General features: G+C 71.6%; 25 protein-coding genes. 16 read left to right on the forward strand and 9 right to left on the reverse strand.

The window, feature by feature from the left end; all coding sequences use genetic code 11:
- Nucleotides 1-263: 263 nt before the first annotated feature.
- Both EV382_RS27680 and EV382_RS27685 read right to left on the reverse strand, forming a co-directional pair.
- Nucleotides 264-2,570, reverse strand: a complete 2,307-nt coding sequence (locus EV382_RS27680; protein WP_130406620.1) for an esterase-like activity of phytase family protein — start codon at nt 2,568-2,570, stop codon at nt 264-266.
- A gap of 54 nt (nt 2,571-2,624) precedes the next feature.
- Nucleotides 2,625-3,716: a hypothetical protein gene (locus tag EV382_RS27685; protein ID WP_130406622.1), complete on the reverse strand. Its 1,092-nt coding sequence runs from the start codon at nt 3,714-3,716 to the stop codon at nt 2,625-2,627.
- A 141-nt stretch (nt 3,717-3,857) separates the two neighbouring features.
- Here EV382_RS27685 and EV382_RS27690 point away from each other — a divergent pair, with 141 nt between their 5' ends.
- From EV382_RS27690 to EV382_RS27700, 3 genes are all read left to right on the forward strand, one after another.
- Nucleotides 3,858-4,610 carry a TIGR03089 family protein gene (locus EV382_RS27690; protein ID WP_130406624.1) on the forward strand — a complete coding sequence of 251 codons (753 nt, stop codon included), beginning with the start codon at nt 3,858-3,860 and terminating at the stop codon, nt 4,608-4,610.
- Between the two features lie 160 nt (nt 4,611-4,770).
- The gene (locus EV382_RS27695; RefSeq protein WP_130406626.1) at nt 4,771-5,733 is read left to right on the forward strand and encodes a zinc metalloprotease; all 963 of its coding nucleotides are present in this window, start codon (nt 4,771-4,773) and stop codon (nt 5,731-5,733) included.
- A 160-nt stretch (nt 5,734-5,893) separates the two neighbouring features.
- Nucleotides 5,894-6,616, forward strand: coding sequence for a hypothetical protein (locus EV382_RS27700; protein ID WP_130406628.1), 723 nt, complete (start codon nt 5,894-5,896; stop codon nt 6,614-6,616).
- 137 nt (nt 6,617-6,753) lie between these two features.
- Here the strand turns inward: EV382_RS27700 and EV382_RS27705 are convergent, their stop codons facing one another.
- Nucleotides 6,754-8,433: a DNA repair helicase XPB gene (locus EV382_RS27705; protein ID WP_130406630.1), complete on the reverse strand. Its 1,680-nt coding sequence runs from the start codon at nt 8,431-8,433 to the stop codon at nt 6,754-6,756.
- A 172-nt stretch (nt 8,434-8,605) separates the two neighbouring features.
- On the opposite strand from EV382_RS27705, the gene EV382_RS27710 reads away from it, so the two are divergent.
- Together EV382_RS27710 and EV382_RS27715 are read left to right on the forward strand one after the other, a co-directional pair.
- Nucleotides 8,606-9,487: a L,D-transpeptidase family protein gene (locus tag EV382_RS27710; RefSeq protein ID WP_130406632.1), complete on the forward strand. Its 882-nt coding sequence runs from the start codon at nt 8,606-8,608 to the stop codon at nt 9,485-9,487.
- Between the two features lie 97 nt (nt 9,488-9,584).
- The gene (locus EV382_RS27715) at nt 9,585-9,827 is read left to right on the forward strand and encodes a hypothetical protein (RefSeq protein WP_130406634.1); all 243 of its coding nucleotides are present in this window, start codon (nt 9,585-9,587) and stop codon (nt 9,825-9,827) included.
- Nucleotides 9,828-9,857: 30 nt separating this feature from the next.
- Here the strand turns inward: EV382_RS27715 and EV382_RS27720 are convergent, their stop codons facing one another.
- Nucleotides 9,858-12,341, reverse strand: a complete 2,484-nt coding sequence (locus tag EV382_RS27720; RefSeq protein ID WP_130406636.1) for a helicase-associated domain-containing protein — start codon at nt 12,339-12,341, stop codon at nt 9,858-9,860.
- A gap of 84 nt (nt 12,342-12,425) precedes the next feature.
- Between EV382_RS27720 and EV382_RS27725 the strand changes: the two genes are divergently transcribed.
- Both EV382_RS27725 and EV382_RS27730 read left to right on the forward strand, forming a co-directional pair.
- Nucleotides 12,426-13,049, forward strand: a complete 624-nt coding sequence (locus tag EV382_RS27725; RefSeq protein ID WP_130406638.1) for an HAD family hydrolase — start codon at nt 12,426-12,428, stop codon at nt 13,047-13,049.
- Between the two features lie 27 nt (nt 13,050-13,076).
- Nucleotides 13,077-13,463, forward strand: a complete 387-nt coding sequence (locus EV382_RS27730; RefSeq protein WP_088986676.1) for a cold-shock protein — start codon at nt 13,077-13,079, stop codon at nt 13,461-13,463.
- Here EV382_RS27730 and EV382_RS27735 read toward each other — a convergent pair.
- Nucleotides 13,424-14,272, reverse strand: coding sequence for a 1,4-dihydroxy-6-naphtoate synthase (locus tag EV382_RS27735; protein ID WP_130406640.1), 849 nt, complete (start codon nt 14,270-14,272; stop codon nt 13,424-13,426). The genes EV382_RS27730 and EV382_RS27735 overlap by 40 nt on opposite strands.
- Nucleotides 14,273-14,874: 602 nt before the next feature.
- Between EV382_RS27735 and EV382_RS27740 the strand changes: the two genes are divergently transcribed.
- Nucleotides 14,875-15,744: a helix-turn-helix domain-containing protein gene (locus EV382_RS27740; RefSeq protein WP_244236833.1), complete on the forward strand. Its 870-nt coding sequence runs from the start codon at nt 14,875-14,877 to the stop codon at nt 15,742-15,744.
- Between the two features lie 12 nt (nt 15,745-15,756).
- Here the strand turns inward: EV382_RS27740 and EV382_RS27745 are convergent, their stop codons facing one another.
- A complete protein-coding gene (locus EV382_RS27745) occupies nt 15,757-16,407 on the reverse strand; it encodes a futalosine hydrolase (protein ID WP_130406644.1) in 651 nt (216 codons plus the stop codon).
- Complete coding sequence (locus EV382_RS27750; protein WP_130406646.1) at nt 16,404-18,005, reverse strand: MFS transporter; 1,602 nt, start codon at nt 18,003-18,005, stop codon at nt 16,404-16,406. The genes EV382_RS27745 and EV382_RS27750 overlap by 4 nt, the downstream gene beginning before the upstream one ends.
- Here EV382_RS27750 and EV382_RS27755 point away from each other — a divergent pair.
- Nucleotides 18,004-18,933: a DUF3027 domain-containing protein gene (locus EV382_RS27755; RefSeq protein WP_208758504.1), complete on the forward strand. Its 930-nt coding sequence runs from the start codon at nt 18,004-18,006 to the stop codon at nt 18,931-18,933. The two genes, EV382_RS27750 and EV382_RS27755, sit on opposite strands and share 2 nt — an antisense overlap.
- A 37-nt stretch (nt 18,934-18,970) precedes the next feature.
- Here EV382_RS27755 and EV382_RS27760 read toward each other — a convergent pair whose 3' ends face one another.
- Nucleotides 18,971-19,216, reverse strand: coding sequence for a DUF2530 domain-containing protein (locus EV382_RS27760; protein ID WP_088986669.1), 246 nt, complete (start codon nt 19,214-19,216; stop codon nt 18,971-18,973).
- Between the two features lie 88 nt (nt 19,217-19,304).
- Here EV382_RS27760 and EV382_RS27765 point away from each other — a divergent pair, with 88 nt between their 5' ends.
- The 5 genes from EV382_RS27765 to thpR all read left to right on the forward strand — a co-directional run bounded on the left by EV382_RS27765 (nt 19,305) and on the right by thpR (nt 23,902).
- Nucleotides 19,305-20,783, forward strand: a complete 1,479-nt coding sequence (locus tag EV382_RS27765) for an NCS2 family permease (RefSeq protein ID WP_130409253.1) — start codon at nt 19,305-19,307, stop codon at nt 20,781-20,783.
- 114 nt (nt 20,784-20,897) lie between these two features.
- The gene (locus tag EV382_RS27770) at nt 20,898-21,347 is read left to right on the forward strand and encodes a MarR family winged helix-turn-helix transcriptional regulator (RefSeq protein WP_208758505.1); all 450 of its coding nucleotides are present in this window, start codon (nt 20,898-20,900) and stop codon (nt 21,345-21,347) included.
- A 72-nt stretch (nt 21,348-21,419) separates the two neighbouring features.
- Nucleotides 21,420-22,703, forward strand: a complete 1,284-nt coding sequence (locus EV382_RS27775) for an MFS transporter (RefSeq protein WP_130406650.1) — start codon at nt 21,420-21,422, stop codon at nt 22,701-22,703.
- Between the two features lie 95 nt (nt 22,704-22,798).
- The gene (locus EV382_RS27780) at nt 22,799-23,308 is read left to right on the forward strand and encodes a hypothetical protein (RefSeq protein WP_130406652.1); all 510 of its coding nucleotides are present in this window, start codon (nt 22,799-22,801) and stop codon (nt 23,306-23,308) included.
- A 12-nt stretch (nt 23,309-23,320) separates the two neighbouring features.
- The gene (gene thpR / locus EV382_RS27785; RefSeq protein ID WP_130406654.1) at nt 23,321-23,902 is read left to right on the forward strand and encodes an RNA 2',3'-cyclic phosphodiesterase; all 582 of its coding nucleotides are present in this window, start codon (nt 23,321-23,323) and stop codon (nt 23,900-23,902) included.
- Between the two features lie 26 nt (nt 23,903-23,928).
- On the opposite strand, the gene EV382_RS34020 is transcribed toward thpR, so the two are convergent.
- On the reverse strand, nt 23,929-24,678 hold the full coding sequence (locus EV382_RS34020; RefSeq protein ID WP_130406656.1) for a helix-turn-helix domain-containing protein: 750 nt from the start codon (nt 24,676-24,678) through the stop codon (nt 23,929-23,931).
- Between the two features lie 235 nt (nt 24,679-24,913).
- On the opposite strand from EV382_RS34020, the gene EV382_RS27795 reads away from it, so the two are divergent.
- On the forward strand, nt 24,914-25,579 hold the full coding sequence (locus EV382_RS27795; RefSeq protein ID WP_130406658.1) for a DUF4097 family beta strand repeat-containing protein: 666 nt from the start codon (nt 24,914-24,916) through the stop codon (nt 25,577-25,579).
- Between the two features lie 48 nt (nt 25,580-25,627).
- The gene (locus EV382_RS27800) at nt 25,628-26,449 is read left to right on the forward strand and encodes an alpha/beta hydrolase (RefSeq protein ID WP_130406660.1); all 822 of its coding nucleotides are present in this window, start codon (nt 25,628-25,630) and stop codon (nt 26,447-26,449) included.
- The last annotated feature ends 17 nt before the right edge of the window (nt 26,450-26,466 follow it).

The following is a 26,466-nucleotide window of genomic DNA, read 5'->3' on the forward strand; positions in this document are numbered from 1 at the left end:
GCGAGCGCCTCCGGCTCGGACCGACCACGCCCTTTGCTCTGCAGACCTATCGGCACCACCGCGATGAGCTGCGGTTTTTGGTGGTCGTGATGGCGCTCGGGCCATGCTCTGCTCGCGCAGCGTGAGCGTCGCATATAGGTATGCAGAGCAAAGGTGGCGGGGTGAGGATGGCGGGGCGCGCTCGGCGTCACTTCGTGTAACGGGCCTGGCGTCCATCGCGGAATGGACGCCAGGCCCCCAGGTCCGCAGCGCTCGGCGGCGGGTCAGTTCCGGCCGAAGACCTTCCGGCTGGAGCCGAGCCGCAGAAGCACCGTCTCACCGGTGGCGTCCTGGACCGCGTCGTTGTCGGTGATCGCGTATACCTCACCGTTGCCGGCCACGGTCAGACCCTCCAACTTCTCCTGCGTCCACCCGTTGGTGGCACGCAGCGCGGGCAGCACGTCGACGGCGAGCGTCTTCGGCAGCACCTTCAGCGGGCCGGTTGCCGCGGCACCCGGCAGCGGCACGGTGTAGATCCGCTTGACCGCGGCGGCCGGGCCGTTCAGCTTGTCCCGCTCGATGACGGCGAGGCGGTCGCCGACCACGGTGATCTCGGACAGGCCCATCCAGTCACCCGGCACGTTGGTGCTGCCGAGCCGGTAACCGAACCAGCTCCAGGTGCCCGTCGCGACGTCGTACCGGCCCAGCCGGACGATCCCGGCCGGGTCGGTGCTCAGCTCCCGCTGCACCGCCACCCAGACGATCTCCCGGCCCTTGTGGTCGGTGGTCGCGGTGACCCCCTCAAGGCCCTGCTTCGCCAGGCCGGCGGTGACCTCGGCGGGCAGCGCGACGGTCTGCCGGGTCACCCCGGCGGCGTCGAGCCGGACCAGCTTGTTCTCCGCACCCGTGGCACCCTCGACGGCGAGCCAGAACCCACCCTGCGGGCGGGCGAAGATGCCCTCCGCGTCGTAGCCGACCGGCGCGCCGGTCGCGTCCTTCACCGGCAACGCGCCGGTGATTACGGCCGGCGTCCGCTTCGCGTCGATGGTCAGGATGCGGGTCTGGCTGTACGCCGCGTCGGTGACGCTGTAGAGCTGGTCCCGCTTGCCCGGTGCCGCGCTCAACGCGCCGAGCGCGCCCCAACCGATCGGTGCGCCGCCCCGATCGGTGCCGGACACGATGCTCGGAAACGTCGGCGTGCCCTTACCGAGCTGGAAGAGTGACACCGACGCCCGGACGTTCACCGACGCGTCGTCCTCCTCGCTGGAGACCGCGAGCAGCCCGCGCGACGGGATGGGCAGCAGCCCCTCCGGCCCGTTGGTGGTCGGCAGCACCTGCCGGAACATCGGCCGGGTGGGGTTGCTCAGGTCGTAGACGGCAACGAAGTTGCTCCGCTCCGAGCCGACGAACGCGTACCGCACGCCGTCGTACTCGGCGACCGCCACGCCCTCCGGCTCGGTGCCCTTCTTGCCGGCCCGGTCCTCGTTGTGCAGCCCGTAGGTGACGGCGAGCCGCTCGAAGGTGTTGCCGGCGTCCCAGGCGACCCGTCCGCTGCGGCTGTCGAAGACCGACCAGCCCCGGGTGCCGCCGCGCCAGTCGCCCTCGTTGGCAGTGGCGAGATACCGGTCGTCGACCCAGGCGACCGCGTCCGGCTCGCGTGGCACGTCGGTGATGCTGCCGGTCAGGTTGATGACACCGTCCTTCTTGGTGTCGATCCCGCTGATCGTGGCGGTGCCGGCGCTGAACACCTTGGTGATCCGGCCGGTGGGCAGGTCGATCAGGGCGACGCCGTTGTTCTCCTGGAGCGTCACGGCCAGCTGGTTGCGGCCGTTGATCGAGACGTACTCCGGCTCGGGGTCGGTCGGCGCGGCGAGGCCGGCGTGCACCAGCGCGGGCAGCGCGCTGCCGTCGGCGCCGGTCAGCGCGACCGGCCGCAGCCGCCAACCGGCCGGGGACTTACCGGCCAGGTCGACGATCTGCACGAAGCCGGCGGGCGCCTGGGGCAGGTCGCCCTCCTCGCCGCCGGGCGGGGTGGCCTCCTCGTCGCGCTCGTTCTCGATGGCGATCGCGGCGTACCGCTTGTCCTTGCTGATCGCGATCGAGTCGGGCTGACCGCCGAGGTCGAAGCTGGCCACCCGCTTGCGGCTGGCCAGCTCGATCACGTCGAGCCGGCCGGACGGCGCGGTGTAGCTGCCGCTGGTGTTCACCACCACCAGCACGTACCTGCCGACCACGGCGACCGAGGTCGGCTCGTCCTCGGCGTCGCCGAGCTGGGCCAGGGAGAGCGTGCCGAGGCCGCGCGGGCGGTCGGCACGGGAGATGTCGAGGAAGCCGATCCGCTTGGCCAGCGCATCGGTGTGGATCAGGGTGCGGCCGTCCTCGCTGACCGCCGAGATCTCGGCGACCGTCGGGGTCGCCGGGTCCTCCCCGGCCGGACGGTTCTGGAAGACCGGGTACGTGGCGACCCGGTCGAAGGCGAGCGACCTGGCTGGATGGTGGTGCCCGCCGGCCGACGCGGGGGTGGCCCCGGTCAGGCTGGCGGCGGCGACACCGGCTGCGGTGAGCGCGGTGAGTGCTCTTCTGAGTGTCAAGGACTTCCTCCGTTAGGTCGTACCCGAACGGAGGCTGACAGCTGTTGAGGAGCATCAGCTTGCGCCGACGTGAACAGTCGGCGAAGCACGGCGCAGCCGCCACCAGGCGCCGCCGACCAGGGTCACCGTGATGACGGTGACCGCGATGTCGCCGGCCAGGGCCGCCGTCGGGTTCCCCGGGGAGTACGGCGGCACCAGGTAGGCGAACGCGGCGGCGCTGACCACGCTGGCCGAGCCGGCCGCGAGCACGTGCCGCTGCCCCCAGCGCACGCCCGACGACCAGTACGCGATGGCGGCCCCCACGATCGCGGCGAGCACCAGCGCGATGGCCACCCCCGCCCAGCCCGGCGCGAGGTCGGCGCCGAGCCGGACGAGGACGACCAGCAGGCCCAGCCACAGCGGATGCGGCAGCCGGCGGGTCCGGCGCGGAGCGGGGCGACGCCAGCGGGGCAGCAGCGCCGTCGCGACCAGGGCGAGCACGACCACTGCGGCGAAGGTCAGTTGGAGAGGGCTGGCCAGGAAGTTCTTCCGGCCCCCGTCGGACGCGAAGATCAGCAGGCTGCCGAGCAGGTACAGCACGGCGATCACGGCGAGACCGGGTCGGCCGAGCCACGGCCGGAGCCGGCGGCCCGGTCCGAGGAACGACTCGACGAGCACGATCGGCGCGCAGATGGTCAGCACGATGTGGTTGCCCACATAGTCGAAGGCCTGGCGGAGGCTGAAGTCCAGCCCCGGCACCAGCGACGCCTCGGCGGCGGCACGGGTGTCGGCGTACTGGGTGTCGTCGAGGTAGTGCGGGTTGAACAGCGACTGGTCGACCAGGCCGGCCTGGAGTACGCCGAACGCGGCGGCGAGCAGCACGATCGTCGGCCAACCCGCGCCGAGGTGCCGGGCGGTCTCCCGGATCAGGATCGCCGCCCCGCCGTACATCGGGCCGAGGAAGATCAACACTGGGAGGAAGTCGTCGATGGCGAAGCCACCCCACGAGCACTCGGCCGCCCACGGAGCGAGCAGCAGCAGAGCGATCACCGGCAGGAGTCGTCGCCGCAGGGGCAGCCGGTTCGCGGCGGCAGGCCGGTCGGTGGTGGCGGGCCGGTCGGTGGCGACAGGGCGGCCGGTGGTGGCGGGGTCCGGTTCGGTCGGCACGGGCGCTCCTCGGCGGCAGTTCGACGGTCGCCTGCACTGTGCCCGGACCGTCCGGTCACCCGATACGGCCATCGGTCGGCGGACGGTGCGACCAAAGTCGTTGAGTAGGGTGGTGCCGACGTCGACCCGGGGAGCCTGGAGATGCAGCCAACCGTCACGGCCGACCTGGCGGCCCGACCCGTCGAGGCCGAACGGCCGCTGCTCAGCTACCGCGACGAGGCGACCGGCGAGCGCGTCGACCTGACCGCACAGCAGGTCGGCCAGTGGGCGGCCCGCAGCGCGAGCCTGCTGCGCGACGGTTGCGGTCTCGGCCCCGGCAGCCGCGTAGCGGTCCTGCTGCCGCCGCACTGGCGTACCGCCGCGGTGTTGTTGGGGGCGTGGGCCAGCGGCCTGGCGGTGTCGTTCCGACCGCGCGCCACCGCGGGCCTGCCGGTGCTCGAACCCGGCGGCGACCGGCCGTTCGACGCGGTCCTCGTGACGCCCGAGCGGCAGGACGACTGGTTGGAGGACGTGCCGGACGCGCCGCACCGCTACCTCGTCGGCACCGGGCCGGGGCGGTTGGACGACGTGCCGTTGGGCTGGCTGGACTGGTCCGCCGAGGTGCTTCGCCACAGCGACACGACGCCTGACCACACCGCCATTCACGCGTCGGATCCGGCGAGCGCGGACGGCACCACCTACGGTCAGTGGGGTGCGCTCGCCCAGGAGTTCGCCACGATGCTGGACCTGCGGGCCGGCGACCGGCTGTTGGTCGACGCCGCCGAGACCGAGCAGCCGCTGAAGTGGTTGCTCGCGCCCCTCTCGGTGGGAGCGTCCGTGGTCATCAGCGCCAACCTCGACCCGGCGCGGCGGGACGCTGTCGTCGCCGCCGAACGGATCACCCGCGTCCTCTGAAATCGACCGGAGCGGCCCCAAACAGCGCCGCCCGATCCGGTTCCGTTACATCGCCGTCTGCCCTGCTCAGAGGGTCTTCTGCCGATGCCGTCGACGTGTTCTCATACCCGAACAGCGACGTCATCGACCCGCACCGACTCCCTCATCGAAAGGTGCATTGATGCGCAGAAGATCGACCTTCCGACTGGCGGTCCTCACCGCCACCGCCGCGACGTTCCTGGCGTCCGGCGGTGCCTCCGGGGCGCTCGCCACGGCCGCGCCGACGACCGCCTCCCCGGGCGTCACCGCCTGTGAGCCGGGCGCCGACGCGCACGGCGCGGCCCGGCTGGCCGAGGGTGCCACCGCCCAGGAACCGGAGCTGTACTCCACGAACGAAGCCAAGGCCTACGGCGTGGTCAAGGACGCGCCGCGACTGGCGAACGGCAGCGTCACCGTGCCGACCGTCTTCCACATGATCTCCGATCATCCGCTCACCGCAGCCGAGACGACCAGGTGGAACACCCTGATCGCCGCGCAGATGACGGTGCTCAACGACTCGTTCGCGGGCCGTACGGCGGGAGACGCCGCCGACACCCCGTTCCGGTTCTCGCTCGTCGACACGACGTGGACGGTGAACAGCGCCTGGTACACGGTCGTGCCGGGTAAGAACGAGCGGGACATGAAGAAGGCGCTGTACACCGGCGACTCGGAGACCCTGAACGTGTACGCGGCCAACATCGGCGGCGGGCTGCTCGGTTGGGCGTACTTCCCGAAGGATTACAACAACGGGCGCGACTACATCGACGGTGTGGTGATGCTCGACGAGTCGATGCCGGGCGGCACGGCCGGCAAGTATGCCCTCGGCGACACGCTGACGCACGAGGTCGGCCACTGGCTGATGCTGGAGCACACCTTCGCGCACGGCTGCTCCGCGGCTGGCGACTTCGTCGAGGACACCCCGCGCGAGGCGGCGCCGCAGTTCGACTGCCCGGTGGGCGCGGACTCCTGCACCGCGCCCGGGCTCGACCCGATCCACAACTTCATGGACTACACGCAGGACTCCTGCATGAACATGTTCACCGCTGGTCAGGCCGACCGGATGAGCGATGCCTGGGTGGCGTTCCGGGCCGGCGGGGCCGGATAGCTCACAGGGATGAACGGGGCCGGCGGGTCGCGCTGCGGCGAACCGCCGGCCCCGTTCGTCTCACCCTTCCGGTGGAGCCCGCTCATTCCTCCGGTCCGCACGATCTTCCTGCTCCTACGCTTCGCCGAGAGCATCTGGCACTTTCGTCGGCGGAGGGCACATGGCGTCGAGGCGTACACGTCGGACACTGGTGTCGGCGGTCGCCGGTGGACTGTTCGCCCTCGGGGTGGTCGCGCCGGGGCCGGCGGCGGCGCCACTGCCCCGCGCGGCCCAGGCGGACGGCGACGTGGCCCCCGGGCCGCGCGACCCGCGCCCACCGCTGCTCCCCGCCGACTTCCAGGGCACCGGCCGGTACGTCGTGCGTGACCTCGGCATCGACGTGCCGTTCAGCTGGCAGGGCCGCGACGGCGACAGCCAGATGACCGCCGGTGGCCCGGACCACCCGATCTGGTTCACCAACCTGATCTACGGGAACACGCTCTACACGCTCACCTACAAGTGGCCGAACATCCCGCTGTTCCCGCCGCGCGCGTGCAGCAAGGTCCCGGGGTTCTTCAACCGCCAGATCTTCAACGACAAGCTGAAGACGGCGCGTTTCGTCGGCCCGGAGATCCTTCAGGGTGATCACGACCGGCGTGTCGACCACTGGCGGGTGGGGGTCGTCGGCGGGTCCACCGTGCCGGGAGAGTTCTTCCGGTTCCCGCTCGCGCTCGGCGACATCTACGTCGACCAGCGCGACCCGAGCCGGTGGTGGCAGGTGCTCCAGTTCGGTCTGCAAAATCTCTTCGACCCCGAGCTGGACGAGTGGTTCACGATGGACACCTTCGACCACCGCCCCGGCCAGGTCACCCTCCCCGACCGCTGCCCACCCCCCACGTCGTAACGCGGCGTCCTGTGCGCCCCGGGCTCCTTGATCGACTCGGCTTTCAGGAGAACGCGGTGTCGGAGTGCCTCGGACACCCCGACTTCCTGAAAACCGAGTCGATCAAGCCGCACGGGCCGCAGGCGGCCCGCCCGGGGTCAGTCGAAGGACGGCAGGGACGGGCCGAGGACGTCGTCGGCGTCGACGATCGTGTACGCGTACCCCTGCTCGGCGAGGAAGCGCTGCCGGTGCGCCGCGTACTCCGTGTCGATCGTGTCCCGGGAGACCACCGTGTAGAAGTGCGCCTGCCGGCCGTCGGCCTTCGGCCGCAGCACCCGACCCAGTCGCTGAGCCTCCTCCTGGCGTGACCCGAACGTGCCGGACACCTGGATCGCCACCGCCGCCTCGGGCAGGTCGATCGAGAAGTTGCCGACCTTCGAGATCACCAGGGTCCGCAGCGCACCGGACCGGAAGGCGTCGAACAGCCGCTCCCGCTCCTTGTTGGTGGTCGAGCCCTGAATGATCGGCGCGTCCAGGTACTCGCCGAGCTGGTGCAGCTGGTCGATGTACGCGCCGATCACCAGCACCTGGTCTTCCGGGTGCCGGTCGATGAGCGCCTTCACCACCGGCAGCTTGGTGCGGGCGGTCGCCGCCATCCGGTAGCGCTCCTCCGCCTCCGCCGTCGCGTACGACATCCGCTCCGCGTCGGTCAGGGTCACCCGGACCTCGGTGCACTCGGCCGGGGCGATCCAGCCCTGCGACTCGATGTCCTTCCACGGCGCGTCGTACCGCTTCGGCCCGATCAGGCTGAACACGTCGCCCTCGCGGCCGTCCTCGCGTACCAGAGTCGCGGTGAGGCCCAACCGGCGGCGGGCCTGGAGGTCCGCGGTGAACCGGAAGATCGGCGCGGGCAGCAGGTGCACCTCGTCGTAGACGACCAGACCCCAGTCGCGGGCCCCGAAGAGGTCCAGGTGGGTGAACGCGCCGCCGCGCCGTGAGGTGAGCACCTGGTACGTGGCGATGGTGACCGGGCGGATCTCCTTGCGCTCGCCGGAGTACTCGCCGATCTCCTCCTCGGTCAGCGACGTACGGGCGATCAGCTCCCGCTTCCACTGCCGGCCGGCGACCGTGTTGGTGACCAGGATCAGGGTGGTCGCCTTCGCCTCGGCCATCGCCGCCGCGCCGACCAGGGTCTTGCCGGCGCCGCAGGGCAGCACCACCACCCCCGACCCGCCGGCCCAGAACGCCTCGACGGCTTCCCGCTGGTACGAGCGCAGCGTCCACGGCTTGCGCCCGTCCTTGCCGGCCTCGGCCAGCTCGATCGGGTGCGCCTCACCGTCGACGTAGCCGGCCAGGTCCTCCGCCGGCCAGCCCAGCTTGAGCAGCGCCTGCTTGAGTCGGCCGCGCTCGGACGGGTGCACCCGGATGGTGTCGTCGTCGATCTTGTCGCCGAGCATGCCGGCGAGCTTCTTGCTCTTGGCCACCTCGATCAGCACCAGCCGGTCCAGTGCGCGCAGCACCAGCCCGTACGCGGGGTCGTTGGCGAGCTGAAGTCGGCCGTACCGGTCCATCGTCTCGGCCACGTCCACCAGCAGTGCGTGCGGCACCGGATAGCGGGAGTACTTGATCAGCGAGTCGACCACACCTTCGGCGTCGTGCCCCGCCGCGCGGGCGTTCCACAGACCCAGCGGGGTCAGCCGGTACGTGTGCACGTGCTCCGGTGAGCGCTCCAGCTCCGCGAAGGGCGCGATCGCCATCCGACAGGCCTGCGCGTCGGGGTGGTCGATCTCCAGCAGCAGGGTTTTGTCCGACTGCACGATCAGTGGTCCACCGCTCACGCCAGCGTCCTCTCCTCGGTTGGCCGTCCGGCCGGAACGGGTCGCATACCCGCCGCTGGCCGACCATCCAGTGTTGCACGATGCGGGATGACCGAAGAAAGATGCTCACCGGCCGCAACCGTGACGGCACTCACGAACGTCTAGTAAAGGGGCGACTGTCTGGGGAGGTCCCATGGAACGTGTCTGGGTCACTTCCCGGCTGGTCGCCGTTGTGGTGGTCGTGCTGGTCGGCGCGGGTGCGTGCGCGTTCGATCCGCAGTCCGGCGGGAGTGGTGGCGGGGGAGCCGCCCCAGCCGGTGCGGCGGAAAAGGCGACGGGGGCGAGCGACACGCCCCGGCCGGACCAGCACGACCTACCCACGCCGGCCGTACCCACCCCGAAACCGTCCCGGAAACCCACCCCGAAGCCGACCCGCACGGCGGCACCCACGACGACCCCGAGCAGCGGTACGCCGAAAGCCATCGGCTGCCCCCAGGGCGAGCACCAGCGCGCGGTGGAGACGTACCTGGCCCGGCTGGGCGGGTTCGGGACGGTGACCGTGGACGGTCGGCAGTCCGCCGCCGACTGCGCCGCAATCAAGAAGTTCCAGAAGAGGTACGGCATTCGCCCCGTCGAGGGTCGCGCCGGACCGACCACCGCCGACGTGGCCCAGCGCCTCGCCACCACCGACACGGCCCGCTGCAAGGCCGGCACGGGCACCACGTTCTGCGTGGACCTGACCCGGCAGACCGTCTGGGCGCTCCGCGGCGGCAAGGTGATCATGGCGCCGACGGTGACCCGCACCGGGATGTCCGGCTACCGCACCCCGGCCGGCACGTACACCGTCAACTTCCGCAACCCCAAGGAGTGGTCCGACCCGTACGAGGTGTGGCTGCCGTACTGGCAGCACTTCACCCAGGGGATGGGCTTCCACGAAACCACCACCTACCTGCACGACAAGTCGATCGGCTCGCACGGGTGCGTCAACCTCCTGCACGCCGACGCCGTCCGGATGTGGGAGCTTGGAAAGGTCGGCACCCGGGTGGTGCTGATCGGTCGCCGCCCGGGCACCTGAGCGACACGGAGCGGATCTGGGTGGTAGCCCCCTGTCCGACCGGACCAACGAGTGTCACTCTGGGAGTCCAGGGCCGGACCGGGCGGGGAGGCTGGGCATGACGGTCGACCGTGACGTGATCGCAGAGCACGAGCAAGCACCACCCGACGAGGTGTCCCGAGCGACGGTGATCGCGTACGCCATCGCGGCGGCGCTCCTCTTCGGCTGGTTCCTCTTCGGCTGGCTGGTCCTCCAGCAGGGCTTCGTCGACTCGGTCGGGGAGTCCGCCGGCGCCGGCTTCGCGCTGCTGCTGATCATCTCGGTGATCGGCACCGTACGCCGCAGCCGCAGCCGGCGCTGACCGACAGCGCCCGCGCGGTGGCGCCGTCGGTCAGTCCGCCACCACCGCTGCGGTGATCCGGTGCAGCGCGAACGTGTGCAGCATCTCGGTCCGTTCGTCCTCGGCCCGCAGGTAACCGGCCCCGATCGAGACCGGTTTGAGCAGGCGCGACGCGGTCGCCCCGTGCGCGTCGACATACCCGACCCAGACCAGCGCCTTGTCCCGGACCGCCTGCTGGAGCACCGCCAAAGCCTCGCTGTGGGTGTGCGCCGGCACCGGACCGCCGCCCAGCCCCGCCGCGCCGCCACGCACCACCGCCGGGGCCCGGCGGGCCGCCCGCGCCGCAGCGTCACCCCGCCGGATGTGCTCCACCACGCCGAGCAGCCGGGGCATGGGCAGCTTCGGTGCGGCCAACGGGTCGATCGTCCGGGTCGTCACCGACACCCGGGCCGGGGCTCGCCGGATTCGCGGCCGGGCCAGCACGGTGCTGCCGGTGCCGTCCTCCTGCACCGGGGCGTACCCCGCGTCGCGGAGCGCGCCCAGCAGCCGACCCACCTGGTACTGCGTGCACAGCACCGTCGGCGCGAGCCGGCGCAGCGCCAACGACTCCAACCGCCGGTCGGCCAGCACCTCGCTGATCAGGGTCTCGTCGTCGCTGCGCAGGTACGCCCCGGCCAGGCCGACCCGCAGCCCGCCGTGCTTGCGGGCCACGTCGTCGATCAGGTAGGTGAGCCCCTGCGGCACCGGGGTACGCGACCGGCGCCGGAACACGTCGTGCAGGTCGTCGGCCACGTAACCGGAATCCAGTGCCCGCCGCACGCTGGCCGTGGTGACCCGGTGCACGCTGGCCCCACCGGCCGACTCGAGCTCGGTCATCGCCTCCAGTTCGACGGCGAGCGCCGGCTCGGGCGGGCCGGGCACCACCACGGTCAGGTCGGCCTGCAACAGGAAGTGGTCGACCGGGGCGGGCAGCAGCGCGTCCAGCGCCCGCGCGGCACCGGACGGGTCGCCGCTCTCGACGTCCGCGTGCACGCCCAGCGGGTCGTCGCCCCGCTCGTCGGTCGACGTCAGGTCACCCAGCAGCAGCCGGGCGTACGAGGTGAGCGCCCCCAGCCCGGTCACGCCCAGCTGCGCGGCCTCGGCCAGCACCTCCCGGTGGGCGGCGTCCCGGCCCCGGCTGCGGCGCGGGGCCCGCCAGTCCAGCAGGTCCTGCACCTCCTCCGGGGTGGGCGCGGTCGCCGGCTCCAGATCGGCGAGTACGCCGAGCACCGCCCGTCGGGTGGCCGGCGCACTGGCCCGCTCGGCCTCCGCGGAGAGCGCGGTGATCGGCCGGTCCCGGTCGTCCCGGCGGCCGACCAGCCCCACCTGCCGGGTCATGGTCAGCCAGGCCCGGGCGAGCTGCTCCCACCGCTGGGCCAGCGAGGTGGCACGCCACACCTCGTACCCGCCGGTCGGCAGCACCTGCTGGTCCGCCCCGTACCGGCCGGTGGCCGCGCCGGGCATCTCCAACTCACCGGCGAGCCCCGCCGCGTACGCGACCTCCAGCAGCAGCGCGGCGGTCGGTTCGTCCAGCCCGGCGGTACGCGCCAACCGGCGCAGATCCCGCACCCCGATGCCGCCCGATCGCAGCACCGGCGCGGGCTCGTCGGCGAGCTGCTCCAGCAGCCCTTCGGTGTGCCGGACCACCTCCATGGTCTGGCCGGCCCCGGCCGAGTCGACCGCCTTCGGCTCGCGTGGCGCGGCGGCCACCGGCGGTGGGCTGGTACGCAGGGGCCCGAGCGGGCCGGTGTCGCGGCGCAGCAGCAGGCCGACCTCGCGGGGCAGCTCCACCGTGCCACCGGCCGTGGACGAGCCGGTCGTCACGGGGACCAACAGCCGGTTGTCGACGAGCCACCGCACCGGGGAGCCGGTCGGGGCGCCACCGTTGGTCGGGTCGGAGAGGACCGGGTCCTCCGCGCCGAGCGGCGGCGCCTGCAACGCGCCCGGCGGCACGCTGCCCACCGGCGGGCCGGCCGCCAACCGGTCCAGGATCGCCCGGGCCGAGGGCGGGGCGGCGAGCACCGTCCGGCGGAGCTTCGCCGGGTCCGCGCAGAGCGCGGCCGTGCGTGGGTCCAGCTCCGCGGCCGGCCGGCCGAGCCCAGCGGGGTACGGGGCGACTTCGTCGACGGCCGGCACCACCTGGAGCGCGTGCTCCGGGCCGTACAGCAGAAAGAGCGCACGCAGTCGGCCTACGGCGGCCCGGACGGCCGTCGGCGCCGGCGGTTGCGGCCCGGCGGTCGCCATCGCGAGCACGGTGTCGGTGGCCGTGGTGGCGTCGTCCGGATTCCGGGTGAGGCGGGCGGCGTCGAGGATCTGGAGGGTGAACTGGTCCAGGCCGTCCAGCGCGCGGGCCACGGAGACCCGGGACTGGGCCCAGATGGCCAGGGCGGAGACGTCGGCCGGCACGGGCACGACGAGGTCGGGCCGCAGCGCGAGGAGTGCGGCCAGTGACTCGTCGGGCAGCGACCGCAGGTGGTCGGCGAGTGAGGTGGTCATCGTCTTTCCACGCTAGCCCGGCACCGGGCTTCCGCGCCCCTCGGACGTCCGGCCGACTCGGAGTCGCCGGGTACGTTTCTCGACATGCCCGCACTGACCGTCGGATTCGACCTCGACATGACCCTGGTGGACTCGCGTCCCGGCATCGCTGCCGCGTACCGGGCGCTGACCGCGAAGACCGGTGTGCCGGTCGACGCCGAGCTGGCGGTGTCCCGGCTCGGGCCGCCGCTGCGTACCGAGATCGCGCACTGGTTCCCGCCGGAGCAGGTCGAGTCCGCCGTGCGGTTGTATCGCGAGCTGTACCCGGCGTACGCGATCACCCCGACGCTCCTGCTGCCGGGCGCGCGGGAGGCCGTCGACGCGATCCGGGCACGGGGTGGCCGGGTGCTGGTCGTCACGTCCAAGATCGGTCGGCTGGCCCGGTTGCACCTGGACCATCTCGGTCTCACGGTCGACGAGTTGGCCGGCGACCTGTTCGCCGAGGAGAAGGCGACAGCTCTGCGGGAGCACGGCGCGACCCACTACGTGGGTGATCATGTGGCGGACATGGTGGCGGCGGCTGCCGCCGGGGTGCCCGGGATCGGTGTCACCACCGGCCCGTGTTCCTCCGCTGACCTGCGCGCGGCCGGGGCGGAAGTGGTGCTCGACGGGCTCACCGAATTCCCAGCGGCGCTCGACGGGATGATCCAGCTAGCCTTGGAGCAGTAGCGGCTCAAGTGAAGCAGGGGTTTTCAGGTGCCTACGGGTCGAGTGAAGTGGTACGACACGGCCAAGGGATACGGCTTCGTCACGAGTGACGAGGGCGGCGACGTGTTCCTGCCCAAGGGGGCGCTGCCGGCGGGTGTCACCGACCTCAAGGGTGGCCAGCGGGTCGACTTCAGCGTGGTGGACAGCCGCCGGGGCGCGCAGGCCATGGGAGTCAAGCTGCTGGACGCGCCGCCGTCGATGGCGGAGCTGCGCCGTCGGCCGGCCGAGGAGCTGCACGGCTTGGTCGAAGACATGATCAAGGTGCTGGAGGCGAAGGTCCAGCCGGACCTGCGCCGTGGTCGGTACCCGGACAAGAAGACCGCGCAGAAGATCGCTCAGCTGGTCCACGCGGTGGCACGCGAGCTGGAGGTCTGAGGCACCAGGCCAGCGGTGGCGGCCCGGTCGAGCAGTGCCGCCACCGCGGCGAAACCGGCTTCGCCCAGGTCTGCGGTGAACTCGTTGACGTAGAGGCCGATGTGCCGGTCGACCACGTCGAGTTCCATCTCCTGGGCGTGCGCCAGCACGTACTCGCGGCTCGCCGCCGGGTCTGCCCAGGCCTGCCGGACCGACTCGCGGACCCAGCCGGCCGCGGCCTGCGGGTCGACCGCCCCGCGTCGGGCCAGGATCGCGCCGAGGGGGATGGGCAGCCCCGTGTCCGCCTCCCACCACTCGCCAAGGTCGACCAGGGCGCTCAGGCCGTGCCGGTGGTAGGTGAACCGGGCCTCGTGGATGACCAGCCCGGCGTCGTAGCGGCCAGCCGCCACGCCCGGCATGATCTCGTGGAACGGGACCACCTCGATCCGGGCCGGCGGTCGCCCCGCCGACCAGAGCCGGAACAGCAGGTACGCGGTGGTCCGGTCGCCCGGCACCGCCACCGTGGCACCGGTCAGGTCGGTGCGGTCCGGCCCGCCGTCGCGGTCGCCCCTGGTGAGCACCAGTGGGCCGCAACCGCGACCGAGCGCGCCGCCGCAGGGCAGCAGGTGGTAGTCGTCGAGCAGCCAGGGCAGCGCCGCGAAGCTCACCTTCACCAGGTCGAACGCGCCCTGCTCGGCCGCCGTGTTGGTGACGTCCACGTCGGCGTACGTCACCTCGACCGACGGCGCGCCGGGCACCCGCCCGTGCACCAGCGCGTGGAAGACGAACGTGTCGTTGGGGCAGGGCGAGATCGCCAGAGAGAGCGCCACGCCCTCACGTTAGCCCCGCCCCCGCCCGGCCGCCCGCGCCCACCCCGCCCGATGTGATCCGCGCCGGAGACCGGTGTGATCCGCCGTGGTCCGCGACAGAGATCCGTAGCGGCCGGCGCACCGGACTGCGGCTGGCTGGCGGCATCGGACTGTGGCCGGTTGCTGGCATCAGCGCGGACGGTGATCCGCCCTGGGCGCGGAGGTCGGGCACCTACCTCGGACTCCCTTTGGAGCTGATGTCGCAAACGAATCGCACTGAACTCAGGGCCGCAGCGGTCTGGGTCGTGGTGAGGTCTGTAGCGGTTGGGAGTCCTGGCGCGGTCTGAGGTTGTGCAGCGGTCCGTCGGGGGCCGGGGTTGTGGTGTGGTCCGCAGGCCTTGGAGTCGTGGTGGCGACAGGCCGTTGTGATGTCGCAAACGATTCAGCTCCAAAGGGTCGAGACCGCGCAACCGATCGGCGCGGCGGCCGCCCGGGCAGGCCGGCCTTCTTCGTGGCGGGTTGCCGGAGTAGGTCGTCCACCGGTCCGGGAGGTTGTCCACAGCTTTATCCACAGCCCCGATGTGGGTGTTGATAGTGCGCTGACCAGCGTGGAGCATCGGCCTGTGACTGAGGCGAGTGACCACACCGACGAGAGCGGCGGGGTCGATCTCGGCCGGGCGCTCCGTGCTCTGCGCCGGTGGGCCGATCTGAGTCAGCGGCAGTTGGCCGAGAAATCCGGGGTGCCGCAGCCGACACTGGCCCGGATCGAGTCGGGGAGGGCGGTCGATCCCCGATTCCGGACAGTGGAGCGACTCGTCCGGGCGGCAGGTGGGCAGTTGACGATTGGCATCCCAGGGCCCACCTCAGGCGCCGTCGAGCTCACGCCAGTCCCGCACGACGACATGCGGGACGTGGCAGGACGTCGGTACCCGGCCCACCTGGACGTGTGGCCGGTCCACGAGCCTCGGGACTGGCCCGGCGCCTGGTGGGCGGAGTGGTACCGGTTGCCGCCCCACCGCTATCCGCTCCCGCTGCCGCCGGCCGCGTACGAGCTGAACCGGCGCTATCGCGACAACCGGCGGTGGGGCGCCGAGGTCCAGAGAAATGCGCAGGTGCGCCGGGTGGTCGACACCGACCTGCCGGCCACCTCCTGGCGGTACGTCACCGAGCTTCCGGACGGATCGCTGATTGGTGAACTGCGGGCCCATGAGCGCAGCCCGTTCCTGGAGTTCGGGGAGTGGCATCCGGACATGCCGGAACGCGAGATGGTGCTCGACGGCGTGCTCGTCGATGCCCGGTACCGGCGGTTGGGGCTCGGCCGTCGGCTGGTCACCGCGCTGGTGGCCGGCATGCGCGAGGCGGGCATCGACGATGCGGTCGCCGTCGCCGAGGGGGTCGGCATCGACCTGCTGCTGGCGTGCGGCTTCGAGATCGAGGCACGCCGCCCTGCCGCACTGCGTCTGGGCCATCCTGGCAAGCGCTCTCATTACTGAGCGAGGGCCTGGTCAGCGCAGTGCCGGGGCCGCCGCGGTCAACGCGGCGAGGGCTTCGCGGAGCCGCCAGGCGTCCCGGTCGCGGGGGCCGATCGGGTTGGAGATGGTACGCAGTTCGGCGAAGGGCACCCCGGCCTGCGCCGCGGCGACCGCCACGCCGTACCCCTCCATGGCTTCGGCGACCGCATCCGGATGCCTGCGGCGCAGCTCCTCGGTGCTGGCGGTGGTGCCGGTGACGGTGCTGACCGTGAGCACCGGGCCGGCCGTGGCCGTCGGGAGGGCGGCCCGCAGCGCCGCCAGCAGGCTCGGGTCCGTCGGTAAGCCGCTGCCGACACCGAGCAGCGCGGGCGGCATGCCCAGCTCGTCGATGGGGATGAAGCCGTCGGGCGACTCCGCGCCCAGGTCGGCGGCGATGCTGGCGGTGCCGAGCACCGTGTCGCCGACCTCGGCCCGCCCGGTGAAACCGCCGGCCACGCCGGCACTGACCACCGCACGGTACGGGCGGCCGGCGGCCTCGGCCAGCGCCAGCAGCCGGGCGGTGGCGGCACCGGCGACGGCCGGGCCCACACCGATCGGGGCGACGGTCACGGTGCGGTCGGTCAGACCGGCGCGGACCGCGTCCGCCTCGGCGGGAACCGCCGTCACCACCAACAGACCGGTCATGAGAGTGAACCGGGGGACTCGCGGCGGGTTTCGTCGTCGGCCCCGCCACCCGGGCCGCCAACGGCCGACGACGGGCGGTAGATGTGGTAGCCCGGCGGGGCCAGGCTCGAATCGTCGTACGGCGGTGAGCTGGTCTGGGCCGGTGCCGGTGAGGTCGGTGTGGGATCCCCGTGCTCGTCCGCCGGCTCGTCCTCGGTCAGCTCGTCGTCGCCGAGCGGTCGGCCGGCCAGCTTCTCGCCGCGCAACCGGGCGGCGACCAGCGCACCCCGGATCGCGGCCAGTACGCCGAACCCGGCGGCGACGGCGATGCCCATCCGGCCGGCGAATGGCACCAGCCCGAGCCCGCCGCCGGCGACGAAGGCGAGCATCAGCACCGTCTCGGAATGGGCGAAGGAACTGGCCCGCAGCCGTTCCGGAATGCGCTCCTGGATCGAGGCGTCCACGGCCAGCTTCGCTATGCCGCTGACCAGCGCGGCGACCAGGCAGAGCAGGGCGACCATCAGCAGCGAGAACTGGATGACGGCGAGCACCGCCACCCCGGCGACGATGATCATGCTGCTGGACTGGATGGCGATCGGCCGGTGGATGCGCAGTCGGGTGCCGATGGCGGTGGCCAGGAAGGTGCCGACCGCGAGCGCGCCACCGACCGCACCCAACGCCCACTCGGCGCCCAGGTCCCGGCCGAACACCACGGTGGTCAGGTCGCCCTTCTTGATCGCGAAGGCGAGGAAGAGCAGCAGGAAGCCGTAGAGCGCGCGTAGCGTCGCGGCGCCGATCAGGGTGGCGATGACCAGCCGGCCGGACGGTCGGCCCCGACCCAGTGGCCGATCGCCGCGGCGGCGGCCCAGCGCCCGCAGTGGGCGGGGGACCCGCTCCGGTGGCTCCGAGTCGGCCTTCGGTGGCAGCCGCAGGGAGATCACCATGCCGACCAGGAAGATCACCGACGCGACGCGTAGCGGCCACTGCGGCCCGAACCAGAACGCGGCCAACCCGATCGGCGCCACCAGTGCGCCCGCGACCGTGCCGTAGACGCTGGCCCGGGCACCCACCTGGGACAGGCCGAGGCCCTCCGGCAACAACCGGGGCACCGCCGCGGAGCGGGCCACGCCGTACGCCCGGGAGAGCGCGAGCACCCCGAACGCGGCCGGATAGAGCCCGAAGCCGTGGATGTAGTCGGAGATCAACCAGGCCAGGAAGGCGCGGCCGAGCATCGTCGCGGCCAGGGCGTACCGCCGGCCGTGCCGGAAGTGGTCCAGCAGCGGGCCCACCACCGGGGCGAGCATCGCGAACGGCACCATCGTCACCAGCAGGTAGAGCGCGACCTTGCTGCGGGCCTCGCCGAGCGGCACGTTGAAGAAGATCGTGCCGGCCAGGCCGATGGCGATCAGCGTGTCACCGGCGCAGGAGAGCGCGTGCAGGTCGAACAGGCGAACCATGCCGACCTCGCCGCCGGCACCCCGGGCGCGGGCCCGGCCGGCCCGGCGGGTCACCCAGCGGCCGCTGCCCACCGAACCGCGCAGCAGCAGACGGACGGCGCGAATGCCGGTGCCGACGGTCCGTCCGAGGACGGATCGCCCGGAGCGGGAGTACGACGGCATGTGCACCATCCTTGCCCATCCGATCCGGGTACGCCGCATCACCGCTGGGAAAGGTTCCCCGGGAGTCCCTGTCACCCCGGTCGGGCGCATGGGGAACAATGGTGAGGTGACCAGGCCCGCCTCCACCCGCGCCGCCCGTCTCGACCAGGTCTGCGCCGCCGCCGTCGAGGTGGCCCGCGCCGGCATCACCGAGGTGGACGCCGACGATGTCGGTGATCACCTGCAGGTCGTGGCCGAGGGCGATCGGCTGGTCACCCACTACTTCGAATGCCGTCTCGCCGGCTACCGCGGCTGGCGTTGGGCGGTCACCGTCACCCGGGTGCCGCGCAGCAAGACGGTGACCATCTGCGAGACGGTGCTGCTGCCCGGCCCGGACGCGCTGCTCGCACCCGGCTGGCTGCCCTGGCAGGAGCGGCTCAAGCCGGGCGATCTGGGCCCGGGCGACCTGCTCCCGACCGCACCGGACGACGATCGACTGGTCCCCGGTTACCTGCTCTCCGACGACCCGGCGGTCGAGGAGACGGCGTGGGAGCTGGGCCTCGGGCGGGCCCGGGTGCTCTCCCGCGAGGGTCGCATCGACACCGCGCAGCGCTGGTACGAGGGTGACCACGGCCCGGCCGCGGCCATCTCGACCGCCGCCCCGGCCGCCGCCCGCTGCGGCACCTGCGGCTTCTACCTGCCGTTGGCCGGTGCGATGCGGCAGTCCTTCGGGGCGTGCGGCAACTTCTACGCGCCCGACGACGGCCGGGTGGTGAGCGCCGATCACGGTTGCGGTGCCCACTCCGAGACGTTGATCGAGGCGGCCGAGACCGCTGTCGAAGAGCTACCCACGGTGTACGACGACAGCGCGGTGGAGGCCATGTCGGTCAGCCGGGCCCCGGGCTCGGTGGAGGCCGCGGAGCCGGCGGAGCCGTACGGGCACTCCTGATCGTCCGCGCCGGAGTTGCTCCGGCGCGCTGGTCAGCTCACCTCGCGCGGCGGCGGCGTCGGTTGGCGTCGTGCCGCATCATCACGGCGAGGCCCGGGAAACCCCACAGGAACCCGGCGAGGCAGGTCCAGAGCCAGTTCTGGTGACCGTTGTCGGTCAGCCAACCCCGGAAGAAGATCAGCAGGACCAACCCGGCCACCGCCCACGCGATCAACCCGGCGAGGGCGAACGGCACCATCGGCGGATCCAGTGGTGCGGGCCGCGGTGGCTGCTCGTTCGGCATTCGGCAAGCGTACGGGATCGTCTTCCCCTGCCCACCGGTGATCTGGGACGATGCGCGCGACAACCGGAAGATCACCTGCGAGGACCTGATGGCAGTAGCGCCGCCCGAGAACGGCACACCTCCCAATCCCGCTCAGCCGCGTAACGGTTTCGACCGGTTCTTCGAGATCTCCGCCCGGGGCTCGACGTTGAGCCGTGAGGTACGCGGTGGCCTGGCGACCTTCTTCACGATGGCGTACATCGTGGTGCTCAACCCGCTGATTCTGGGCGGCGCTGTCGACGGTGACGGCAAGAGCCTCCCGATTCCCGCGCTGGCTGCCGCGACGGCGCTGGTCGCCGGCCTGATGACCATCCTGATGGGGGTGGTCGGCCGGTTCCCGCTGGCGCTCGCCGCCGGTCTGGGTGTGAACGCCCTGGTGGCGTACGAGATCGCCCCCGAGATGACCTGGGCCGACGCGATGGGCCTGGTGGTGATCGAAGGTCTGATCATCGCGGTGCTGGTGCTGACGGGTCTGCGGACCGCGGTGTTCCGCTCGGTGCCGACCCAGTTGAAGACCGCGATCGGGGTCGGCATCGGTCTGTTCCTGACCATCATCGGCCTGGTGGACGCCGGTTTCGTCCGGCGCATCCCGGACGCCGCGAACACCACCGTTCCGGTCGGTCTGGGCATCGGCGGCAAGCTGGTGAGCTGGCCGATGCTGGTCTTCGTGGTCGGTCTGCTGATCACGCTGGTGCTGGTGGTCCGTCGGGTGAAGGGCGCGATCCTGATCGGCATTCTCGCCTCGACGGTGCTGGCGGTGATCGTGGAGGCGATCGGCAACATCGGCCCGTCGTTCGTCAACGGTCAGCCCAACCCGAAGGGCTGGTCGCTGAACGTGCCGGAGCTGCCCAAGACGGTGGTCGACCTGCCGGACCTGTCGCTGCTCGGGAAGTTCAACGTGCTCGACTCGTGGAGTCGGGCCGGTTGGCTGGTCGTGCTGATGTTCATCTTCACCCTGTTGATCACGGACTTCTTCGACACCATGGGCACGATGGTCGCGGTCGGCCAGGAGGGCGGCCTGCTCGACGAGCAGGGCACTCCGCCGAAGGCCAAGGAGATCCTGCTGGTCGACTCGATCGCGGCGGCGGCCGGTGGTGCGGCCAGCACCTCCAGCAACACGTCGTACATCGAGAGCGCCGCCGGTGTCGCGGAGGGTGCGCGGACCGGTGTGGCCAACCTGGTCACCGGCGTGCTCTTCCTGCTCGCGATGTTCCTGGCGCCGCTGGTCGTGATCGTGCCGTTCGAGGCGGCGTCGACGGCCCTGGTGGTGGTCGGCTTCCTGATGATGACCGCGGTGCGCACGATCGACTGGTCCGACTACGAGATCGCCATCCCGGCGTTCCTCACCATCGTGCTGATGCCGTTCACCTATTCGATCTCCAATGGGATCGGCGCTGGCCTGATCACCTTCGTGGTGGTCAAGCTGGCGCGGGGCAAGGCCCGGGAGATCCACCCGCTGCTGTACGGGGTGGCCGCGTTGTTCGTGCTGTACTTCCTACGGGGGCCGATCGAGTCCCTGGTGCTCTGAGGCACGTCCGGGCGGGGAATCGACTCGGATTCCCCGCCCGTACCATCTGAATCCCCTCGTGAGCCTGGTCATAACGGATGTCGTTAGCCATGCTCATTAGTTAAGCTAACTACTGTGACGGAGCGGACGGTGACGGCGGAACGCGTGCCACCGGCGCAGCTGGCTCCCCAGCTGCGTGATGCGATCACCCGACTCAACCGGCGGGTCCGACAGGCCCGACCGGTCGGCGACCTTACGGTCACCCAGGTCTCCGCGCTCACCAGCCTGCGGCTGGCGGGCGCGATGACACCCCGGGAACTGGCCGACGTGGAGCGGGTGCAGCCACCGACGATGACCAAGATCGTCGGGAAGTTGGAGGACCGCGGTCTGGTGCGGCGGACACCCCATCCGACCGACGGGCGGCAGGTCATCCTCGCGGCGACCGAAGGAGCGCAGGCCGTGCTCGACCAGTTCGAGCGGGCCCGCGACGAGTGGCTGGCCCACCGGCTGGCCGCACTCGACGAGGACGAACGGGAGACCCTGCAGAGGGCCTCCGAGATTCTTCAGCAGCTCGCTCGCGCCTGAGCCGTACCCGCGCCACCGGGTCCGTGCCGTCACCTGTCGATGACGCGTACGTCCGGAGGAGGCGCACCAAGAGTGCAGGCGAAGCTGAGCACGATGTTCCAGTCCCTACAGGTCCGCAACTACCGCCTCTTCGCATCCGGGCAGCTGATCAAGTTGATCGGCGTCTGGATGATGTTCATCGCCCAGGACTGGCTCGTCCTCGAGCTCTCCAACAACTCGGCGACCGCGCTCGGCGTGGTCACCGCCTGCCAGTTCACCCCGGTGCTCCTGCTCACCCTGCTCTCCGGCCGGCTCGCCGACCGGTACGACAAGCGGGTGCTGCTCTTCGCCGCCAACGCCTTCTGGAGCCTGCTGGCGCTCGGCATGTCCCTGCTGGTCCTCACCGACCTGGTGCAGCTCTGGCACGTCTTCGCCTTCGCCGCGCTGCTCGGCACGGCGAACGCCGTGGAGACCCCGGTCCGGCAGGCGTTCGTCTCCGAACTCGTCGGTACGCCACTGCTGCCCAACGCGCTGTCGCTGAACGCCGCCGTGTTCAACTCGGCCCGGATCGTCGGCCCGGCCGTCGCCGGCCTGGCCATCGCCGCGTTCAACGTGGGCCCGGTCTTCCTCTTCACCGCCCTCAGTTCGGTCGCGCCCCTGGTCAACGTGGTCCGCATGCGTACCGCGGAGCTGCACCGCGACGCCCTGCTGCCCCGCGACGAGCGGGCGTCGGCCCGGATCATCGACGGTCTGCGGTACGTGTGGCGCCGCCCGGACCTGCTGCTGCCGATGGCGATCATGTCGGTGATCGGCATGTCGCTGTTCAACTTCCAGCTCACCCTGGCCGCGCTGGCCAAGACCGTCTTCCACACCGGCGCGGCCTCCTTCGGCCTGTTCAGCACGGCGCTGGCCGTCGGCGCGCTCGGTGGCGCGCTCAGCGGGACCGGTCGGCGTAGCCGCCCGTCGGTGTGGCTGGTGCTCGGCGCGGCGATCGCCTGTGCCAGCTTCGGCACCATGGTCGGCCTCGCCTCGGTGTACTGGCTGGTCGTGGTGCTGCTGGTGCCGACCGGCTTCTGCATGGTCTTTTTCGCCCAGGCCGCCAACCAGCGGATCCAGATGGGCGTCGACGCGGCCTTCCGGGGACGGGTGATGGCCCTGTGGGTGCTGGTGTTCCTGGGCACCAACCCGGTCGGCGCGCCGCTGATCGGCTGGGTGGCGGAGCGCTACGGTGCCGGTGCCAGCATCTGGATGGGTGGGCTCATCTCGCTGGCCGCCGCGGTGATCGCCCTCACCTGGCAGCTGCGTCACTCCGGTGCCCGGCTGCGCTTCCGGGTGCTGCCGATGCCCCGCTTCTACGTCACCTCGACCGACTGCTGAGGTTTACCGCCGGGTTGGCCGCGCCCGGATGCGCGGATCGCGCGGATGCGGCCAAACCGCTGGCGGGGTGGCACGGTGGGGCTTAGCGTCGATACGTGGAGGTTGGACGCGCGCTGATGCTGGCCCTGGCGTTCCTTGCCGTGGCCATTCTGCCGGCGGCCTTCGCACTGATCTTCTGCTACGACGAGATCGTCGACCGGGTGGTCTGCGGCTGGTCCGAGTGGCGTGACCGCCGACGGGAGACGCGTACGATCGCCCGTCTCGACCGGGCCATCGAGGCCGACGCGCTGACCCGGGACATCGACCTCAGTGAGTTCGACAATGCCGACCGTCGGCCGCTGGAGCAGCTCGCCGCCGATCTGCGCCGTCTCGGCGGTCAGCGGATCGGCGGCACGGGCCGGTCGATGGTCTGGCACAGCGCGCTGCTCCAGGCGTACGACGACCGGCTTCGCCGTGCCTGCCGGGCCCTCGGTGTCACCGAGCACCTGACCGAGCTGGAGGGCGTCGACCAGGAGATCGAGCGGGTCCGGGTGGAGGGCGTCCTGCACGCGGCTGGGCTGGCACTGCCGGCGGCCCGCGCCGGGCACCGGCAACGGCACCACTGAGCGGCCCGACGGTTGCGGCTCTTCGTCGCGGTCTACCCACGCCACGAGTCGGTCGATCACCTCAACGCGCAGGTCGCGCGGCTACGGATCGGCGCGGCGGCCGCCGCCGGCGTCGACGTCCGGCTCGCCGACCCGGCCCAGCTGCACGTCACCCTGGCCTTCCTCGGCGACGTCGAGGCGGCCCGGCTGGTCGTGGTGGAGAGCGCGCTCGGGTTGGCCGCCGAGTGGTTCCACGACGGCCGGGACGCCCCGCCCCGGCTGAGCCTCGGCGGTGGTGGCCGGTTCGGGGAGGGCCGGTCCACGGTGCTCTGGGTTGACCTTCGGGGCGATGTCGAGGCGCTGCACGAGCTGGCCCGGCTGGTCCGGGACCGGTTGCGGCACGCCCGGCTGCCGTACGACGAGAAGCCCTTACGCCCGCACCTCACCGTGGCCCGACCCGGCGACCTCGTCGACCTCGTCGACATCGACGCCGACCTCGCCGTCCTGGACGACTACCGGGGCCCCGAGTGGCCGGCGACCGAGCTGCGGCTGATGCGTAGCCACCCCGGTTCCCGGCCACCGCGCTACGACCGGATCGCCGCCTGGCCGCTCTGACCCAGCGGCGTCGACCTGCCGATTGTCTACCCATCCTCCGGACCTGGCCGGTGGAGGCTGCCGGGAGCTGTCCCGGTGTGGAGGACTTCGCGGGCCTGTTCGGCCGCGCGGGTGATGCTTTCGCTCATGAAGTCCAGGAAGCGGGCGATGTTCTCCAGGCGGGCGGCGGCCTGGGTGTGCGGGCCGAGGATGGCCACGCCCTGCCGCGCGGTTTCGACGAGTTGGTCGTTGGCTCGGGCGCTGGCGATGGTCGCCTGGTAGAAGAGTTCGTCGTCGACGACGTAGCGGTCACGGCGGCGTTCGTCGCGTTCTCGGCGGACCAGGCTCTGGCTCTCCAGGAAGGCGATCGCCTTGGAGATGGACGCCGGGCTGACCTGAAGGCGCTGGGCGAGTTGGGACGCGGTCAGGCTGCCCGCGTCGGTGGTGTACAGGCAGGTCAACACCCGGGCGGCCATCTTGTTCAGGCCCGAGGCCATGAGGACGGTGGTGAACGTCTCCTCGTACTCGGCCACGGCCTCGGCGTCGCGTCCGTGCTCCTGGGGGGGCGCGTCCGCCCCTCGGGAGAGGGTGGGCCTGCGCCGGTGGGCGCGGCGCTCGGTGGCGCGGTGGGCCAGGTCGGCCCGGTAGGCGGTGGGGCCGCCGTTGCGCATCACCTCACGCGTGATCGTCGAGGTGGGACGGTCGAGTCGTCGAGCGATCTCCGCGTAGGGGAGGCTGTCGGCCAGCCCCAGCGCGATCTGCTGGCGTTCCTGCTGGCTGAGCCTGCCTCCGGGCATCGCTGTCTCCTTGGTGATCCGGCACGACGTTCGCTGCCCCCACAGTAGCGTTCACCTCCTCCTCATTGCAATGGCGCGGCGCTGGGGCGTTGCGTTATCTCGTCGTCCATTGCAATGATTTCACGCGGGCTAGCTGCAATAATGCCTGTCCTACGCAACGAAGTCGTTGCCGGTTTCTGGAAAGCAACGTAGCGTTTCCAATGTCAGAAACAACGGCAACGCACGGGAGAGCACCATGCAGAAGTTCGACACCCCCGCCCCGATCTCCGCCATCCTGAACATCCCCGCCGGACGCATCCAGCTCATCGCCGCTCACCGCGCCGACACCACCGTCGAGGTCCGGCCGGCTGACCCGGCCAAGAAGCGCGACGCCAGAGCCGCCGAGCAGACCGCCGTCGCCTACGCCGACGGCGTCCTGCGGATCACGACGGCGGCCCCGGGCAACCCGCTCTTCGGTCCGTCCGGATCCCTGGAGGTCACCGTCCAGCTGCCCGCCGGCTCCCGCATCGACGGCACGTCCGCCAGCGCCGAACTCCGTAGCGTCGGGCGTCTCGGGGACGTCGCCTTCGAAGGGGCGTACCGCCAGATCAAGATCGATGAAGCCGCGAGCGTCCGCCTCACCGCGATCGACGGTGACGTCGAGGTCGGCCGGCTCAACGGCCCCGCCGAGATCAGCACCGCGAGGGGTGACATCCGGATCGCCGAGGCCGTGCACGGCACGGTCGTGCTCCGCACCCAGTCCGGCGACATCTCGGTCGTCGCCGCCACCGGCGTCTCGGCCGCCCTGGACGCCGGCACCGGCTTCGGTCGCATCAGCAACGGCCTCATGAACGACGGCACCACGGCACTCGACATCCGCGCCACGACCTCCCACGGCGACATCACCGCCCGCAGCCGCTGAAGCCGTCCCCACCTCCGACCGACCTTCCACGCGACCAGGAGTGCAGACATGACGATCACCAACACCAGTTCGACGTGGACCGGCATGGTGCCGGTCGACGACACGGCCCTCGCTGTCACCGACACCGGCGGCACCGGCATCCCCGTGGTCTACCTCAACGGCCAGTTCGCCACCCAGGGTTACTGGCGGCGGGTCATCGCCGACCTCGGCACCGGATTCCGCCACATCACCTACGACGAGCGGGCCCGCGGCAAGAAGTCGAAGCGTTCGGCGGACTACTCCTTCGAGGCGGTCGTCCGGGACGTCGACGCCGTGCTGTCGGCCCGGAACGTCGACCGGGTGCTACTGGTGGGCTGGTCCTACGGAGCGGTCGTCGGGGCGCACTGGGCCAACCGGAATCCGGAGCGTGCCCTGGGCGCGGTCCTCGTCGACGGCGCGTTCCCGCACGACTGGCTCGACGAGGCCACGGCGCAACGGATCCGCACGCTGTTCCGCCGGATGAACCTGTTCATGCCCCTGCTGCGCCCGACCGGCCTGACCCCACGGATGAACGCCGACCAGATGGCGAACAGCAACATCGAGCTGGGCGAACTGTCCCGCGAGCGGGCGCTGGGCCCGGTGCTGGACGGCATCACCGTCCCGGTGCGGTACGTGGTCGCCTCGGGAAGGTCCCTCGGCAGTCGCGGTGACGAGCAGGAACAGATCCGCGTCAGCCTCGACGCGGTGACCGTCCGCAACCCGAACATCACGATCAGCGCGAAGGTCGCCAGCAACCACGGTGCGATCCTCAAGAAGGACTTTCGCGCCGTCGCCGAGGCCGTACGCGGGGTCGCCGCCCCTCATCGGGACGGCGTGGGAGACATGCGGTGAGACCCGAACGCCCGCGT

The sequence above is a fragment of the Micromonospora violae genome (assembly GCF_004217135.1).
In the GTDB taxonomy this organism is placed as follows: domain Bacteria; phylum Actinomycetota; class Actinomycetes; order Mycobacteriales; family Micromonosporaceae; genus Micromonospora; species Micromonospora violae.

Excerpts from the sequence above, each read along its gene's own strand:
- EV382_RS27690 (WP_130406624.1), top strand. The coding sequence starts at position 3,858 with ATGCAGCCAACCGTCACGGCCGACCTGGCGGCCCGACCCGTCGAGGCC.
- EV382_RS27695 (WP_130406626.1), top strand. The coding sequence starts at position 4,771 with ATGCGCAGAAGATCGACCTTCCGACTGGCGGTCCTCACCGCCACCGCC.
- EV382_RS27700 (WP_130406628.1), top strand. The coding sequence starts at position 5,894 with ATGGCGTCGAGGCGTACACGTCGGACACTGGTGTCGGCGGTCGCCGGT.
- EV382_RS27710 (WP_130406632.1), top strand. The coding sequence starts at position 8,606 with ATGGAACGTGTCTGGGTCACTTCCCGGCTGGTCGCCGTTGTGGTGGTC.
- EV382_RS27715 (WP_130406634.1), top strand. The coding sequence starts at position 9,585 with ATGACGGTCGACCGTGACGTGATCGCAGAGCACGAGCAAGCACCACCC.
- EV382_RS27720 (WP_130406636.1), bottom strand. The coding sequence starts at position 12,341 with ATGACCACCTCACTCGCCGACCACCTGCGGTCGCTGCCCGACGAGTCA.
- EV382_RS27725 (WP_130406638.1), top strand. The coding sequence starts at position 12,426 with ATGCCCGCACTGACCGTCGGATTCGACCTCGACATGACCCTGGTGGAC.
- EV382_RS27745 (WP_130406644.1), bottom strand. The coding sequence starts at position 16,407 with ATGACCGGTCTGTTGGTGGTGACGGCGGTTCCCGCCGAGGCGGACGCG.
- EV382_RS27755 (WP_208758504.1), top strand. The coding sequence starts at position 18,004 with ATGTGCACCATCCTTGCCCATCCGATCCGGGTACGCCGCATCACCGCT.
- EV382_RS27750 (WP_130406646.1), bottom strand. The coding sequence starts at position 18,005 with ATGCCGTCGTACTCCCGCTCCGGGCGATCCGTCCTCGGACGGACCGTC.
- EV382_RS27760 (WP_088986669.1), bottom strand. The coding sequence starts at position 19,216 with ATGCCGAACGAGCAGCCACCGCGGCCCGCACCACTGGATCCGCCGATG.
- EV382_RS27765 (WP_130409253.1), top strand. The coding sequence starts at position 19,305 with ATGGCAGTAGCGCCGCCCGAGAACGGCACACCTCCCAATCCCGCTCAG.
- EV382_RS34020 (WP_130406656.1), bottom strand. The coding sequence starts at position 24,678 with ATGCCCGGAGGCAGGCTCAGCCAGCAGGAACGCCAGCAGATCGCGCTG.
- EV382_RS27795 (WP_130406658.1), top strand. The coding sequence starts at position 24,914 with ATGCAGAAGTTCGACACCCCCGCCCCGATCTCCGCCATCCTGAACATC.
- EV382_RS27800 (WP_130406660.1), top strand. The coding sequence starts at position 25,628 with ATGACGATCACCAACACCAGTTCGACGTGGACCGGCATGGTGCCGGTC.